The organism is Nocardia sp. JCM 34519.1 (genome assembly GCF_020361265.1).
GTDB lineage: Bacteria > Actinomycetota > Actinomycetes > Mycobacteriales > Mycobacteriaceae > Nocardia > Nocardia arthritidis_A.
In genome coordinates, this window is sequence record NZ_JAIRBR010000027.1 from 54654 (window position 1) to 71892 (window position 17239).

At 67.1% G+C, this 17239-nt stretch carries 6 protein-coding genes and 1 tRNA gene; 3 read left to right on the plus strand and 4 right to left on the minus strand.

What is annotated here, in order from left to right; genetic code table 11:
- Positions 1–71: 71 nt before the first annotated feature.
- Complete coding sequence (locus tag LGY53_RS38970; RefSeq protein ID WP_225731700.1) at positions 72–11501, plus strand: hypothetical protein; 11430 nt, start codon at positions 72–74, stop codon at positions 11499–11501.
- A 91-nt stretch (positions 11502–11592) separates the two neighbouring features.
- Positions 11593–11769, plus strand: a complete 177-nt coding sequence (locus LGY53_RS38975; protein WP_225731701.1) for a hypothetical protein — start codon at positions 11593–11595, stop codon at positions 11767–11769.
- Here the strand turns inward: LGY53_RS38975 and LGY53_RS38980 are convergent, their stop codons facing one another.
- Positions 11770–13386 (minus strand): hypothetical protein, encoded by a 1617-nt coding sequence (locus tag LGY53_RS38980; protein ID WP_225731702.1) that lies wholly within the window; start codon positions 13384–13386, stop codon positions 11770–11772.
- A gap of 130 nt (positions 13387–13516) precedes the next feature.
- Complete coding sequence (locus tag LGY53_RS38985; RefSeq protein ID WP_225731703.1) at positions 13517–14704, minus strand: Ig-like domain-containing protein; 1188 nt, start codon at positions 14702–14704, stop codon at positions 13517–13519.
- 337 nt (positions 14705–15041) lie between these two features.
- On the opposite strand from LGY53_RS38985, the gene LGY53_RS38990 reads away from it, so the two are divergent.
- Positions 15042–15117, plus strand: a tRNA-Lys gene (locus LGY53_RS38990).
- Between the two features lie 86 nt (positions 15118–15203).
- On the opposite strand, the gene LGY53_RS38995 is transcribed toward LGY53_RS38990, so the two are convergent.
- Both LGY53_RS38995 and LGY53_RS39000 read right to left on the minus strand, forming a co-directional pair.
- Positions 15204–16070, minus strand: a complete 867-nt coding sequence (locus LGY53_RS38995; protein ID WP_225731704.1) for a hypothetical protein — start codon at positions 16068–16070, stop codon at positions 15204–15206.
- A 148-nt stretch (positions 16071–16218) separates the two neighbouring features.
- Positions 16219–17202, minus strand: coding sequence for an oxygenase MpaB family protein (locus LGY53_RS39000; protein ID WP_225731705.1), 984 nt, complete (start codon positions 17200–17202; stop codon positions 16219–16221).
- Positions 17203–17239 lie beyond the last annotated feature (37 nt).

Consider the following 17239-nt stretch of genomic DNA (forward strand, 5'->3'; position numbering starts at 1 on the left):
GGCTGGATGGTCTACTCTCCCCCGGCGCACCGGCGACGACACGGCACCTGATCGGCGAAAGCGTTACTGCCATGGGTGATGTGGGTTACGAAATCCTGAACGTGCTCGGCTGGGTCGCCGGCGCGGACTGGCCGGAGGGCAGCCATTCCGGCATGTTCGGGGTCGCCGACGACTGGCGGGCGGCCGCCAACGAAGTGCGCGCCCTGTTGTCGGATGTCGGCGCGGCCAAGTCGGCCACGCTGGCCAGCTATCCGTCCGGCCAGGGCGGCGAGGCGATGGGGAAACTGTTCGACGCGCTCATGGCCGAACCCCCACGGGATGGCAAAGCCGACACGCTGACCATCCCGATGCTCGCCGAAATCCTCGACTCGATCGGCGACGCCGCCGAAAACCTGGGCTCCGAACTCGAATACGCACAGGGCATGATGATCACCTCACTGATCATCCTGGCGGCCGAGATGGCCGCAGCCTGGATCTTCCCGCCGACCGCACCCGCCGAGGAGGCCGCCGCGGTCGCGGTGACCAGAGGATTCATCCGGATCGTCGCCAACCGGCTGAAAAAGGCCATTCTGAGCCTCACCACCAAGGCAGGCTGGAAGGCGCTCACCAAATTCATGCTGCTGCACGTCGGCAAGTCGGCGCTGATCGGCGGTGCGCAGGACGCGCTGATGCAGGAACTGCTCGACCTCCAGGGCCACCGCAGGATGGGCGCCGACGGAAAGATGCACGGCGGCATCGACTGGGGTGAATCCGGTTCGATGGCAGTCGCGGGCGCGGCGGGCGCCATCGGCGGCCAATGGGGCCACGGCCTGTCGAACGACATATTCAAGACCGCGATCTTCAAGACCGGAATATTCAAGGGCACACCGAATCTGGTGAAGACCCTGGTCGGCACCGGAGCGGCCGGGTTGTCCGGCGCGCTGGCCGGATATGCCGCACCGAATCTGGTCAAGGGCGAATTCGATATCAACAAATGGGGGCCGCTCGACGCGCACATGCTGGTCGGCGGCGTCGCGGGCGGTGCGGTCGGGCTCGGAAACCACGGGCTGGTCAACAGGTTTCGCGGTACACCCGAGGCGCGGGTGCCCGCCGGATTCGACGGTGCGACATCGCCGGTGCGCGATACGGGCGTGACCAATGGGCATCCGGGCACCGTGCCGGAGGGCACCGGCAATCGCGGATCGGCAACAGGGACAATGCCGGAGGCGAACGGCCAGCACGCGGGTGCGCCGACCGGTGCGAATGGTGAGCAGTCGAGTCCCAATGGCCAGCACGCGAGTTCCGTCAACGGGCAGCATGCGTCCGGGCCCCCGGCGGCGCATCCGGCGAGTGCTGAACCACTGGCGCACGGCGATTCAGGTGCCCCGCCGCCGGTCGTCAACGATCCCGGTGCCGGACATTCCACCGGCGATACTGCCGGATCGGGTCAGGCTGCGCCACAGGGCAATTCGGCCCCTGGCGGTGAGGCGCGGCCCGCCCCCGGCGCATCCGACGCGGGTAACAATGCCCGTGGCGTCGATTCGAAACCTGGGACACCCCAGTCGGACTCTGGTGCTCGTCCGGTACAGGGCACCCAGCGGGTGGATTCGCCCGGCGATACCAAAGCTGGCACAGTGCAGCCGGATTCGGCAACTAGTTCCGGTCCGGGGCGCGCGGGTGACGCGGCGGGGTCGGAGAACGGCCGACCCGCCGACACTCCCGAACAATCTGCTGGAGACCAATATTCGACGGGGCAATCCCGAGCGGGAGTAGCTGGCGACGCCGGTGCGCCGATCACTCCCGTGCAGGCCGAACATACGGCGACCCCGCCGGGCGTCCAGGCCGAGACGGCACAGCCGACCGGCGCGCTGACCGAGAACAGCGCGGCGGCGGACAACCACCCTGTCCAACCCGACGATGGCACCGCGGCAACAGAAAACGGCACGACAGCGGCGGCCAGCCATTTCGCGCAACCCGAAAACGGCACCGCGGCAACAGAAAACGGCACGACGGTGGCGGCCAGCCATTTCGCGCAACCCGAAAACGGCACCGCGGCAATAGAAAATGGCACGACGGTGGCCAGCCATCCCGTGCAACCCGAGAACGACACCGCGGCATCGGAGCAGGGCGCGGCGACGCCTACCGACGGGCCCGCGACCCCGGTGAACGGCGGGCGCGTCGACACCGCGCCTCCGGCGAACGATCGTCCCGCAGCACCGACGAACAGTGGACGCGTCGACACCGGAACCCCGGGTGAGGCTCGACCTGCCGCCGAACGACCAGCGGTACAGCCGAATTCCCGCACGGTCCTGTCCCCCGAGGACGCCGCGCGCTCGGCCGAGACGGCGAAGGGCACACGCCCAGGCGAGGCGGGTCAACCGACGGCTCGGTCGACCGACACCCGCGCGACTCCGACCACACCGGTCGACGCTCGTCAGACATCGGGCCGGGCAGCCGCACCGACCGCCGGTCGAGCCGACGCGGAACAGACCAGTACTCGCCCGAGCTCCGCTCGTCCGATCGCGGGCGACGCCGGTTCCCCGGCAAGGCAGGAAACCGTACCCGGCATCGCAGATCATTCCGGAGACCACACGAACGCCGGGCGCACCGCCGCCGACCCGAACAGCGCCGAAAACCACCGCGACACACCGCCTTCCGAGTCGACACGGGTCGACCCCGGCACCGAGATCCCCGCCGCCGGTCTGACACCGGACGAGCTCGAGCTCGGGCACAACGCCGAATTCCATCCGTACGACAGTCATCGGCAACTCGCCGATGAGATCTCCGCGCGCGGACCGGGCACGGTAGCGGTGGTTGTCGACGGCAACCCGCACGGCGCTCGGCGTTACGACCTCGTGGTCGGCGCGGACGGCCGGATCGGCATGTACGACCCGGAGAGCGGGCGGTGGCTGGAGTTCCCCGGTGGGATCACCGAGCACCCAGAGGCCACGGTCGCCATGGTCTTCTCGACCGAGGACCGGCTCGATCATTCGCTGTTGCCGGAGGTGGTCCGGCAACGTCTCGCCGCACTGCGCGAGACCGCGACGCTGCCCGACGGTTCGCCGGAACGCGCTCGGGCGCAGCAGGAATTGAGCTGGCTCGACGCGGTCGCCGACGGTCACGCCGTTCTGGCCGGGCAACGCCGCGCACTCACCGAACGCATTCGGGAGCTCGCGGGCGATATCGGCATACCACCGGGAACCGGTGCACCGCAGCACTTCACCGAGCAGCGGCTGGCGGATCTGGCGGCCGAGCATCCGGATCGGGCCGCACAGCTCGCCGAACTGCGCGACGCGCTGGCCGAACATCGCCGCGTCGACGCCGAATTGAACCGCTACGCCGATGTTTTCGGCCAAACCTTCGCCGACCGCGCACCGGTCACCGAACCCGGCGACCCGACCGCGACACCCCCGGACTGCCTGCCGAGGGCCGCCCGGTTCATCAACACGGTCATCGGCGAAGATGTGCTCACCGTGCCGCCCGAGGCTCCTGGGCCCAAGGGATACACGCTGTCCGATCTCGGCGAAAAGGCCAGCGGACCAACAGTTTTCCGGACTCTGCGGGATCTGCGCGCCGCGCTCACCACGGTCGGCGATCCGAATATCGTCGTGCTGGTCGGCGAGGTGTATCACGCCCCGGGTGGGCTCGGGCACGCATACGTCGTCACCCGGGCAGGCGAGGAGGTCTGGCAGCACGATCCGGCCAACGGCACCGAGGGCAGGTTGCCCGAGACGACTCCGGAACACGTTGCGGCCTACTACGTGATCGCACTCGATCTCAACGGCGGACGCGTCGATCTGCCGGGCGGCGAACGACCAGTCGAATCGAGCCGGTCGAATCCCGAGGAGAAGCACTTCGGCGCCCCGTACGATCCGGACCGGCCGCCGCCGCTCGGTGCGCCGTCGCCGCACCTTCCGCCGCGATGGACACTCGGTGAGCCCTGGCACGGACACCGGCCGACCGCGCCCGAGGTGCGGGCCAGGGTCGCCGCTGCCGTGCGTGAGATCGGTTATCCGCGAAGCTATCTCGAATCGATCCGGCAGCGCGCGGCCGGACTCGGATTGGCGGACACCCATCGACTCGGCCCCGCCGACATCGCGCACGCATTGCGCGCTCAGGGCGCAATGCCAAGGGCGGCAGAGCATCTGGTCGAGACCATCGACCGGATCGAACAGCAGCGAGCCGACCGCCGCGGCTGGGGTATGACCGATGCGGTGACCGCCGTCGGCGCGGAAATCGCACGGGACCGCGGTGTCGACCGCGACCAGTTCAGGTTCGAACACATTGCCGGGGCCGGTCGGGCCGTCATGACCATGTCCACACCCGAGGGGCACTCCGAGCACATCGGGATCGCGATCGACCGGAACGGCCATGTGTGGATCGCCGAGGTCGATCCGGTCGGGCAGACACCGCGGCCGACTACGCACGATCCGTCTTGGCGCACCACCCCCACCGATGACCTCCCGGCACTGCTGGCCGCGGCCGGACCCAACGGTGCCCGACTGGTGATCGGCGGTGGACACGAATACCGGCCCGCCGGACCGGGCGAGATCTTCGTCAACCGTGCCGATTCCACCCGGCCCGACCTGATCGCGGATGTCCGTGACCTGTCGGCGATTCCGGATGGATCGATCAGCGAGGTCTTCTTCGAACGCGTCGATATCAAGTCACTGCTGGAGGTTCCGTCGACCGCGGCGCGGGAGATCTTCCGGGTGCTCGCCCCCGGCGGCACGCTACGCATCGAAACCGGAAGCACCGCCCACGCACCGGCCACCGAGCGGGAACTCGTCCTTCGCAACCTGCGAAACGCGGGCTTCCACGATATCGAATTCCGCTATGAGGGCCAGCCCGACGGCACCCCGCTGCCCATGGAACCGGTTGCGCCCGAGGTGTACCACGCGCCTCACATTATTGAAGCCGGTAAACCGCATGAGCCGTTTGTCGAGCCGGGCACGCCCAACGAGCCCGAACGCGAGGCCGGTGCGCCCGAGGAGCAGCCTCAGCGCACACCCGACGAGGCACCGACTCGGACGGGGAGCGAAACCAGCACCGACGAACCGTCGATTCGGCCTCAGCCCGAACCAGGCGTGTCCGACCGACAGCCCGCCCCGCAGGAGCACGAAACCGACCAACCGACCACCGAACACGAAGGCGCACAAGAGGTTCCGCACAATGGCGCGGCGGAACGCGATATCTACGACGATCTCGCCGACCTATGGCACGCCACCGGCGGCGACCCGGCCGATCTGCCGGGCCGAGCCACCATGTCGCCCGCGGAAATCCGCCGCGCCATCGCCGACCTACGCGACCAACTCGAAACCGGTAGTCAATTCACCGATTTGGAAGGCCGCCAGCTGGATGTGCGCGAAGGCGATACCGTCGGCGACACCTATCGGGATCTCGCCGACCTCTGGCACGCCACCGGCGGCGACCCAGCGGATCTCCCGGGGCCGCACACCATGTCGCCCGCCGAAATCCGCCGCGCCATCGCCGACCTACGCGACCAACTCGAAACCGCCCGCCGGTTCACCGAACTGGAGGGCGGCCAGCTCGACCAGCGCGAGTCCGACGCCGTCACGGACACCCGCGCGGACCTCGAAAAACTTTTCGCGGCAACAGAAAAGGGCGCACAGGAGGGTACCGGGCCGGAACCGTCCGAGGCGGAAACCGCTCAGCCGGAAACGGCAAACAAGGCCGGGACCGGCGCCGAACACACAGCCTCGGAACGTCCCGCGCCCGAACCGAACTCCACATCCGAACAGCCCTACCCGGACACCACGGAATCCATACCCGACGGCTTCGCCGAGGAAACCCCAACTCCACCACGGCATGTCGGCAATATGCCGGAATGGGGTGAGCGCATCGCCGAGGCGACCACGGCCACGGCCCGCGCCTACGAAGACCTCACCGCTCTGCTGCGCGGCCTCCACCAGGATCTGGATCCGGCCCAGAGCACCCATGCCCTGGAACGCAAACTCATCGATCGAGTCGACGAGTTGCGCGATCGCTCGCTCGCCATGCGCAAATACGCCAAGGAGCTGAAGGCGCGCATGGGTTTGCGCCGCTATTGGTCCGAGCGGATGGCGCTCGACCACCTGACCCGCAATGCGATGAAGCGCGCCCCGCTGGTTCTGGAGCGCCTGAGCGCCTTCCACGATGCGCTCGCACACGAGGATGCGGTCCGCCGATCGGCGGGAACCGCTGCGGCGCAGCACCTTACCCGGGAGGCCGGTGGCAGGCCCGCGGGCGCGCTCACCCGCAGGATGGACGGCGACCCGCCGCGGCTCGTGCACTTCACCGTCGGCGCCGACCATTCGACGGACCGCTATCTCGCCTGGGCCCGAGACGGCTACCACATCGACGAATGTGTTGTGCACGTCGACGATCGAGGCCGGATCTGGCAGACCGATCGCGTGGTCCGCGACCCCGAACCGCTCACCGAGCACGAGGCGCGGTTGCGCGAAATGGGCAGGGGCATCGCGGCCGCCGCGCAACGCAGTGCCCGCATCCACGATCGGATCGTCGAGCTGGCAACCGAACTCGGTATCGGGGACGCCGCCGCGATGACGCCGAGAGAGCTGGAGCACGCCATCTTCGGCTCGCCCGACGGCGTCACGCCGGGGCTGGCGGACCGGGTGCACGAGATCAGACAGCGACAGGCGATCCCGGGGGCCGCCGAGCGGGCCGGTGGCGAAATGCTGAGGCGCGCAAGGGAAGAGGCAACCAGAAACCGCGGCGTCGCCGGACACGCGGAATTGGGCGACGCACTGCGGGCCGCCACCGAACGCGCACCGCTGATCCGCGAAATCCGCAGGGAATTCGAGGAATACCACACCGCGCACAATGTCGAGGAGCAGCGCAGGCTGGCCGCGGCCGAGGTCGCGGCCAGGGAGAATCCGCCGCCGGACGGCAAACGGGTGGTGGTCGACGAGCACGGCCGAGTCACCCATATCGATCCACCCGTCGAGGAACGAGTGGCGCCGCCGGCTCCGGCGCATCCGGATCTGACCGGCGATATCGACGCGCAACTGCGCGACGCGGACGCCGAGCACGCGGATCTGGTCAAGAAGTGGGCGGCTGCGAAGGCGAAACGCGACGACTTCGCCATGCGTTTCGAAATCCGGGATCCCGACGGCGAGCTCGGCGAGCACCTGGAAACCACCCTGGAACGCCTCGGCGAGGAAACCACGCAGATCATGCTGCGCGGCGGTATGGACGAGCCGGACCAATTCCTGCCGGGACCACTCCGGCATTCCGAGGAAGCGCTTGCGGCACTTGCCCGTTCGAGCAACGAGGTGAACGATCTCGCCGACCGGATCGTCGAGGTGCACGCCCGCATAGTCGAATTGGAGCATGCGGGCGCCGTGCATGCCGCCGCCGTCGAACGCGATGCCGAGGCCAGGGTCCGGCGCGAAGATCTCGCGCAGCAGCGCGCCGAGGCCGCTCGGCAGCACAAGCAGTTGCAGACCGCGCTCGACCTGTTGCGCGCCACCGAAGCCGACCCGGTGACCCACGCCGAGGGCGTCGCCGACCTGCGCGCCCAAATGGATGCCGCCGCAATCGAACTCGAAAGACTCGCGCGATCGGCGACGCCGAGCGAGGAAATCGCACGAATCGGCGATCAGATCGCGCGGATCAGCGCGCGCGAGGCCGACCTATCCGACGAGGCGCCGCGCAGGGTCCGGGTGCGGGCTCGCCGCGCCGAACTCGCCGCGCGGCAACGCACCACCGACAACATCACCAATGCCGAACGGCTGCGGGATATCCGCGACGAAATGCTGCAGCGGCGCCAGGCGCTCACGGAGCAGCGCCGCGCGCTGATCGCCGAATACGAGGAGTCGGTCCGGCAGCGCGACGCCGCGGCCGCCCGGCTCGAGCAGTATCGTGTCGCGCTGGCGGAACTCGCGCACACCGGCGAGCCGGATCCGGTGCGGCGGGCCGCGGCGATCGACGGACTCGAGGAGCTGGTGCGCCGGGCCGATACCATGGCGGGCCGCGCGAACGACCGGCTCGACGGATTCGACGGCGCCTGGAACGACGCGCTCGCCGAACACACGAGCTGGCGGATCACCGACCGGGTCGGTGTCGCGGAGGGCGAACCGGCGCGGGTGATCGTCGTCGGCTCGCGTCCGGATCCGGATCATCCACTGGCCGACCATGATCGGGCGCTGCACGAGGCGCTGACCCGCAGCCGCGACCTCGCGCTGCTGCTCGGCCGCCCGGACACCGTCATCGAATATCACCACGTCAGCATCGATCCGGTCGATCGCGGCCTGCGCATGGAACACCTTGGCGGACCCGCGATCCGGCGGGTGCACCTGCCCGAATCCATCATCGAACGCGACGGCCGCGTGTGGGTCGATCGCGACCCGATGACGCTCACCTCATGGCGCGACGTGGATGGCAACTGGCATGACGCGCGGGAGCACGGTCCGCGGCGCGCCGAGGCCAGGAAGGCCGATTTCAAGCCGACCGGGCACACCGTCAAGGATCCGCCCGACGGCACCAGCAGCCAATTGGGCGTCGATCCGTTCCAAACCTCCATCGAGGACGCGATTCTCGGACTAACCACCGGCCACTGGCCGGAATTGACCGAGGAGCAGGCGAAGGGCCTCACCTTCGACGGCGCCATCGAGAACTGGCTCAAGCAGGGCGTGCCCGGCCCGGAAGAGCATGTGGCGGAACCGCTCCCGTTGGCCGATGCGGCCTACCCGCCCATGCGGTGGGTGCTGATCGCCGACAAGTCGAGGCCGAAGATGCGGGCCTGGTTCCAGCGGCACCCCCGGTTCGGCGATTTCGTGCTCAGCCACACCGAATGGATCGGCAAGCTGCGTTCCACCACCGAGGTCCCGATCGGCTTCCACGGCGACGACGTACCGGACAAGTTGCGTACCAAGCCGATTCGGGTGCTGGACCATCCGTGGACCGAGCACATCCGCTTCGTGCGCAGAGTCCGGGAGTTCGAATGGTTCGGCAAGCCCGAAAAGAACTATCAGCCACTGTTTTTGGAGCATGACGGGCGCGAGGCCCTCGGCTGGCGGGATCGCCAGGAGATTCCGGACAACAACCCGGGCATCCTGCTGTCACGCAAGCGGATTCCGTGGTCCGAGCAGGTCGCCGCGTGGAATCGGGTGCAGGAGTGGACAACCGAGGTCCTCGACGGATATCGAGCGAATGATTCGGAGCTGGACCGGATCCTGCGCAACGTCAACGAATACCGCCTGCCGGATGGCACCACCTTCCGTTCGATATTCGGATTCGACCTGACTCGCGAGCAACTGCTGCAGATCAAGAATCATCTGATGCGCGGTGGTCCGGACGGGGCCGGATTCTGGACCGTCGACCGCATCACCGGCGCGCGGGTGCGGCGGCCCTTCGACGACGTCGCCGATGTCGCGGAGGCGTGGATTCGGCTCGACGGGAATCCGTGGGAGAGCCTGCCGGAACATCTGGTGGACGAGAACCCGGCGCCAATCCTGCCGCAGGACCTGATCCTGCTGCGCGACGCGCTCGGCGAATCGAATTATCTCGCCAAGAATCCGGATAAGACCTGGCGCGACGCCAACGCCTACACCCGCCGCGTGCACGGCGCCGACTGGGACTCCGACCGTCCGCCGCTCACCGGCTGGCGCAAGGGCATCAAATACGCGATCGCACAATTGACCGAGGCGGATGTCGCCGAACCGCCACGCCCGGTTGGCGGTTCGGACGCTCCGACGCTCGGACCTGACGATCCGTCGGGGCCGGTCGCACCGGAGGAACTCGGCTTCACCATCGAGCCGGTCGGCGACGGGCCGCAGTACGTGCTGATCCACGATCCCGTCGACGTATCCGACCATGCCCGCGCCGATCTCGCCGATCTCGATGCACAGCGCGAGGCGGTGATGGCACCGCTGCGCGCCGTCCGCGACCAGCGAGATGCCTTGTTGCGCGGGCTGTTCGAGAACAACAACGCCGCACGGCATTGGCTGGAGAACCATCGGGCGCTGCGCGGACTGCTCGACGATCCGGAGCGTTACCTGCAACCGCGGCGGATGCCGGGCCTGTTCGAGGAATTGCGCGATTCCGGCCATTTCACCGCCGACCAGCTACACGAGCTGGCCGAAGCCGCGGTCGAATATCACCGGATGGATCACGAGCAGGTCCGGCCCGCGCTCGGCGGGCTCACCGATGCGATGACGGCACGGGCTGGTCGCGATCACGTGGAATCGCTTGGCGGACAGATGGTTACCGAACATGTCGGTGTCGTCCGCACCGCGGGCGAACCGCCACGGGTCCTCGTCGTCGACCGGTTGACCGAGGGTGAGTACCACGACGCGGACGAACCCGGTCGCGCGGCGCACCTCGCGGCGGCGCTGGCACATCGGCAGGTGGTCGACGCGCTGCGCGAGCCGGGCGCGCGGATCGAATATCTGCGCGTACGAGTCGATTCCGGTCCCGAATACCGCATGCACGTCGCCGACCTCACCTCGCCTACTGTGCGACACGACGACCCCGGTGAGCCGGATGCCGGGACGCCGCCGCCCATCGACCCGGCCGAACCGCCGCAACCACCGGGTTTCACGGTCGACCTGATCGGCGAGGACGCGCCGCGGGTGGTCGGCGAACCGCACGCCGTCTCCGCGCACACCCGGGATTGGGACCGGGTGCGCGACCTGCAAGCCGAGCGCGACCGGATCTACCGGCAGCACAAGAAATTGGTGCGTGCGCTCGACAAACTGGGCCGCCACAGCGTCGAACGGGCCGAGGTCGACGAGCAGGTGCGGGCGTCCAAAGAGCGGCTGCGCGAGATAGCCGGACGGCTGCGCGTCGCCGAAGCTGCGGCATACCTGCATTCCAAGGACGCCACCGTGCACAACACCGGAGTCGGATTGCATATGGCGGACGGCCATCCGGTCGTCGAGGTGGTGACCGTGCGGCACACCGCTACCGTGCCACCGCACGAACACGACGACCTGCTGCGCGACGCACTCGACAACGACCCCGAATTGCGTGCGGCACTGTCGGAACCGGGCGCGAAGGTGCGCTACACGCACATACTCGTCCGTCCGATCGCCGGTGAACGGGTGGTGCACGAGTTGGAACGCCCTGTCGTACAGCAGCACGGCAATGGTGCGGGCCTACTCGAGGCGTATCGAGCTGTCACAGAGGCGAATTCGCGCGACGAGGCGGATACGGCATTGCAGCACTACCGGTCCCGGCTCAGCGGCTATGTAATGCCCGCGAAGCCCATCCTGCCGCTGCCCGCCCCGACCACACCGACCATGCCCAATGTCCCACCGCCCCCGATCTTCCCACCGGTGCCGGTACCCCAAATACCGGCACCCCCGCATCACCCCGCTCCCCCGCCCGCAGGTCCTGGTGGCCACACCCCGCCACCGCACCGTCCCGGCCGACCACACCACCCGTCGGCCCCACCCCATCATCCGCACCCGCCGAAGCACAATCACCATGGCTATGCCCCGAATCACCACGGGCACAACAACAACGGACACGACCCCCGAAACCACCCGCACGGTTAGCGAGACTGGCTACGGCTACTCCTCGTAGTCGTGCGCCTCGACGGTCCAGAACTCCCCCTGATCATTCCGCCACGCCACGGCGCCGGGCGGCATGGTCGTCACCGGCCGTGCGGACAACTGGATCCGCGGCTTTCGCGACCTGCCGATGGCCGCAGGACTGTACTGGTTCGGCGGCTTCGACAAGGATCGCGACCTGCGGCGCTTCGCCACCCAATTCCCGTATTTCATTACCGCGCTGGAGCGTTCCCTCGCGACGCAGCCCCGTTGATCAGCGTGGTGCGGGCTGCCGATTGGCCAGTTCGTCGACGAAAACCTTGGCGCACTGGGCCAATTGGGCCGGAGTGAGGGATGCGAGCGCCTTGCCGCAGTCGGCGTTGGGCGGACCGGATGGTGCGGGCTGGCCGCCGCCTCCGGTGTCGTCGAGCCGCACCAACTGCACCGGAGTCTTGCGGCTCGCCGCGATATCGATCCGGTAGGCGACCCGCCCGTTGAATTCCACGAAGCCGCGCCAGGTGTCGCCATCGATCGGGGTGAACTCCACCAGTTTCCCGCCGTTCGACATCACCGTGCCCGCGTTGGCGGCCAACCACGAGCGGGCGTCGGCATCCAGGTTGTCGATATTGATGCGGCGCGGATCGCTGTCGTCGAGCGCGTACACCGATTGCGCGTTCAGCGAACCGCGGTGCACCTCGTCGGCCGGGATGATCGCATAGGCAACGAACAGCTCGGATGTGCTGCCGCGCAATGTCATCGGCGTCACCCACTGTAATCGCCCGGTCGACTTGTCCCGCAGCAGATATTCGGAGACATTGCCGCTCTGCGCGCCGGAATGCGCCGGATCGAAGCCGAAGTGGTTGCGGTTCATGTACTCCCGGCCCGCTGCCCATTTCGACTCCGTGCGCTGGTGGGCCGCAAGCGATTTCGGATAGACCGGTCCGGGCAGCGTGCCAGGGGCGACATCACGCAGGTAGTCGAGCCGCACCCGCCCGTGGTCGCCGCGCACGGTGATCACGCCCGCCGGCGCGTCGACGGTGCGGTGGGTCCACGGTATCGGCGTGGTCACCGGGATGACAACGATCGGCTCCTTGCCGTCGCAGTAGCCCCACACATCGCCCATGTTGTACGCGATCAGCGGGAAACGTTCCTTCAGCAGGTTGGGCAGGCTGTTGCGCCGGGAGCCGCCGAAGGCCCGATCGATGCCGTAGTCGCCGGTGAAGGTGCACTGGGTCGCGCTGCCCTGACCGGACCATTCGGCGACCCCGCCGAGCGGGACGTTGATCCCGCTGCCGTCGAGTACGCCGCTCCAGGAACCGTTGTCGCCCTTGCCATTCAGATAGGTGATGGTCTCGGTGCGCAGACTCACCGCCTGCACGTCACCGGTCGCGCGGGCGAGGGCAACGCCCGCGCCGTCCAGCGAACCGATCCTCGGATCCCAACCCGCACTGGGCAAGTCGCCCTGCCGCAGGCAACCGTAGACGTCGTGACGGCCCTTGATCGCGCAGCCGTCGGTGTTCTTCGCGCCACCGTCGGCGAGCAGATGCAGCGCCGACGGCACGTGTTCGGGATCGTGCACGTAGAAGGTGGTCGCGCCGGTGTAGAAGCGGCCCTCGTTCTTGTCCAGGTTGACCAGGAAATACCCGGCCACGCCGAGGCTTCCGATCATCAGCAGCACGCAGAGCCCGGTCAAGAACCAGACCTCGTAGTAGACGTAGCCGAAGTAGACGGCCAGCCCCGCGAAAACGTAGGCCAGGAACCACCACAGCCCGTTGCCGTGCAGAAAGACGTTGTACCACCAGGCTTCCACGCCGTTCTGCCGACCGAAACCCGGTGCGACGACGGCCCAGAACAGCCAGTACGCACCCACCAGCAACGGCGGCGTAATCACCCAGGCAATCAGAACACGAAACCCGTTCGACATAGTGACCCCCGTCCGCGCACGTGCATCCTGCACTGTAGCGGCCGTGCGGTCCGGCGCACAGGACCCGGAAACCACTGTGATGGAAGCGCAATCCGGCTCAGGCGTTGCCCGCTTTCCATTGCGGCCACGGAATATTCCAGTCGCCGAGTCCGTCGACGCCCGAAAGTGTGCCGCCCACCGTATTTTTCACGATGGTGATGTCGCCGCGCTTGGCGTTCTCGTAGACCCACCTGGCATTCGCCGGGCTCAGGTTCAGGCAGCCGTGGCTGGTGTTCACCGAACCCTGCTGCCCCACCGACCACGGCGCGGAGTGGAAGAAGATGCCGCTGTAGGAGATTCGGGTCGCGAAATCGACCGGCGTCTTGTATCCGTCCGACGAGTTCACCGGGACGCCGTAGGTGGACGAGTCCATGATGATCCGCTCGAAGCGGTCGCCGACGATGTAGATGCCGTTATCGGTGGGTGTGCTGTTCTTGCCCATCGAGGTCGGCATGGTGCGGATCAGCTCGCCGTTGCGTTCCACCGTCACCTGTTTGGTGTCGTCGTCGGCGGTGAAGATCATCGCGTCGCCGATGGTGAAGACCGAGTGAATGTTGTTCTGGCCGTACAGTCCGTCGCCGAGATCACGCCCATAGACGTTCACATCGATGGTGACCTTCGTCCCCGGCGCCCAGAAATGTTCCGGCCGCCAACGCACTTCGCGATTGTTCACCCAGTAGAACGCGCCCTCCACCGCGGGCTCGGTGGTGATTCTGATCGCATCCTGGGCGGCGGCGCGGTCGGGGATGTTCTCGTCGAACCGCACCGCCACCGGCTGACCGATGCCGACCACATCGCCCTCGCCCGGCAGCAGATACGGCTTGGTTTGATTGCGCGGCGAACTGGTGGTGAAGCTCACCGACGTGGTGTTCGCGCCGCCGAGCCCGATCGCGTCGCCCTTCAGACGATAGGTCTCGCCATAGTCGAGTACCCCGGTGCTCCGCCATGATCGGCCGTCCGGCGCGATCATGCCCGGCACCGACTCGCCCCGCGCATTGACCAAACTCACATTCGTGAAGATCCCGTCCTGCACCGTGAACACCATCGGTACACCCGGCGAAACACCCTTGGCCCCGTCCTCGACCAGCGAAATCATCTTCGGCTTGATCATTTCGATAACCGGATTACGTTCTATCGCAACGTCTTTCGCCGCTTCCCGCACCGAACACGCCGTCAACGCGAACCCGGCCGCCACCAGCGCGACCACAACCCCCCGGATCGACCACCCACCACGACCACCGCGCATACCAACCCCTGTTCAAGTCTCGGCGCACACCAACGCGCCGATGGCTCCGGACCCGACCGATCCACCGCATCGATCCCGATCACAACCCGCATTCTGCCAGCTCGAGCACCCGAACCCACCCGATCACGACCCCGACACGGCCCGGATGGACCAAGCCAACCCACCCCGACGCTAACACCACCGCCGCCCGATTTGCCCGTTTCCCACCACCACCCCCCACACCACCCGCCACAAAACCCCCGGTCAGAAACCGATTTCACTTCTAAGCCCCCCACCTGTTAATGTTTGTCCCGCACCGGAACACGGCCCACCGCCCCGGCGGCCAACAACAGAACAAGCGCCATTAGCTCAATTGGCAGAGCAGCTGACTCTTAATCAGCGGGTTCGGGGTTCGAGTCCCTGATGGCGCACCACAAGAAGCCCTGACCAGACGTTACGGTCGGGGCTTCATTCGTTCTGCCTGTCGAAACGTGTTGTGGTGACAATCGCCGCGGCTCCCCTATACGGCGAGTTGGTTCAGCAGGGTCAGGAACTCGTCGGTGGGTTGCAGCTCGAGAGATTCGCTGGTTGGTTGGACGTGGATAGCCAGCTCGATACGGCCGTCATTCCACCAATACAGGTGCGGACTTCTCGGCCAGGGATCGTTCGCGAAGTGGTACTCCGCCAGCGAGGCGAGGATCTGTCCGGCCTCCAGCACGTCGATATCGTCGATCGGGGCGGCGTAAATGCCGAGTTCGGCGGGAACGGTGAATAGCGCACCGGCACTGCCGATGACATCGGGATAGTCGCCGAGCCACAGCGCATGCGCGCTGGTGTAGTCGTTGCCTTTGAGCAGAAACCAGGGCGGGGCGTCCTCGGGGAAATCGGCTCGCTCGACCTCCAGCGGCCCATCGGTACGCGTGTTCTGCTCACCGAGCGCGAACAGATCGCGTTCATCGATATCCCAGCTCGCCAACAGCTGATAGGTCACTGGCGAGATGGTATGTACACCGTCGAGCACCACGCGCTGGGTCAATCCGGGGGCCAATGGTCGGCAGACGCACGCGACTTGATCATGGGTGCTGTCGGAATACAGCCGGGTGCGCACCAGTGCCCGCACCTCGGCGAACTCCATCGCCTCCAAGGGTTCGGTATCGGCGACCTCGTGGTGACTCAGCACGGTACCGAGGTGGTCGGCGACCAGCGCCGCCCAATCCTGCGGTGGCGCGTCGGCGATTTTGCGTACCAAGTTCTCCAGGTAGTAGACCGTGGTCCCGGTCGGGCCGGACACCGTCACCTCACCATCGGCGCTCACCTGCGCGGTGTGACCGCGCAATTCGGCTGCGGTGCAGAACAATTCCGTAACCTGCCGGCGAACGTCGCTCATAGCCCATCTCTCCCGATTGTCGACGCAGGCCGAAATCGAACCGGCCTACGGGACCTGAGCGTATAAGACCACCCCGACACACTCGCGGGCCGGAAAGCCTTGCGGCATGGCCAAACTCGAGCCGCAGCGCCGGTTGCGGAGAACGGGCTCAGTCGCCGATGGTCACGTGCGGTATGACACCCGCCTGTAGACCCGCGCGGACCTCGGCGGGCGTCGGCACACCGTGCCGCGCGAACGCTTCGGCCGGGGTCACTACTTCGGCGTGCTGTGGTGGGACGTGCCGCAGCACGGGCGCCAGGATCGGACCCGCCGACGGTGCGACCCAGGTAGCCAGTGCCAACGCCACTCGATCACTGAGCGATAGCAGTCGGTAGACGCCCTTCGCAATTGGACGGATGAGCGCGTCGACCAATCTGGATTGATCCTGCGCCGCCAGTTCGCGCTGCCACTGCGGGATAGTGGACAGGGTGGCCGCGCGCCAGATCTTGTTCAGCAGCCAGCCGGTCGGCCGCAGGATAAGCGGCAAGGGCGGGTAGATGTGCCTGGGTTCGAGCAAATGGGCCATCGCCCGTTGCGTGGCCTCGCTGGCACACAGCTGTGGTCGCACCTCATCGAAATAGGCGCGAATCCCTTCGCGGCTGCGCGGCACCTTCTCGGGATCGCAGGTCTGCAGCTGCGCGGCGATCGCGCATTCCGCCCAGTATCTCCGCTCATCTTCCTCGGAAAGCCTTCCCGGCCCCAACAATTCGTAGGTGTAGAGGATCGAGTGCCATGCGGTCAGCAGGATCCACAGTTGACTGTCGGGGTTGTTGGCGTCGTAGGGCAGGCCCGATAGCGGCTCGATGCCGACGCCGTGCTTGGCATGGATTTTCACCAGCATCTCGGAGGATTTCACCGCGGTGACGCTGTCGCCGAAGATCACGGTGCTGAAATAGGCCATCGTGTGGTTGTAGCGCGCCGGAGTATCTCGATAGATTTTCTGAGTGTGGTCGACGGCCGCCACCAGGAACGGATCGAGTTGCTCGATCACCACGGCACGAGAAAATCCGGACAGTGCGGCGGTCGGATATAGCCACACCCGCCGAGCTACCGAATCGGGCCCGAAGAATCCGTAGTCCAGTGGCGGGGGCACCTGGCTCCGCAACCATTGCAATGGCCGACGACGACGA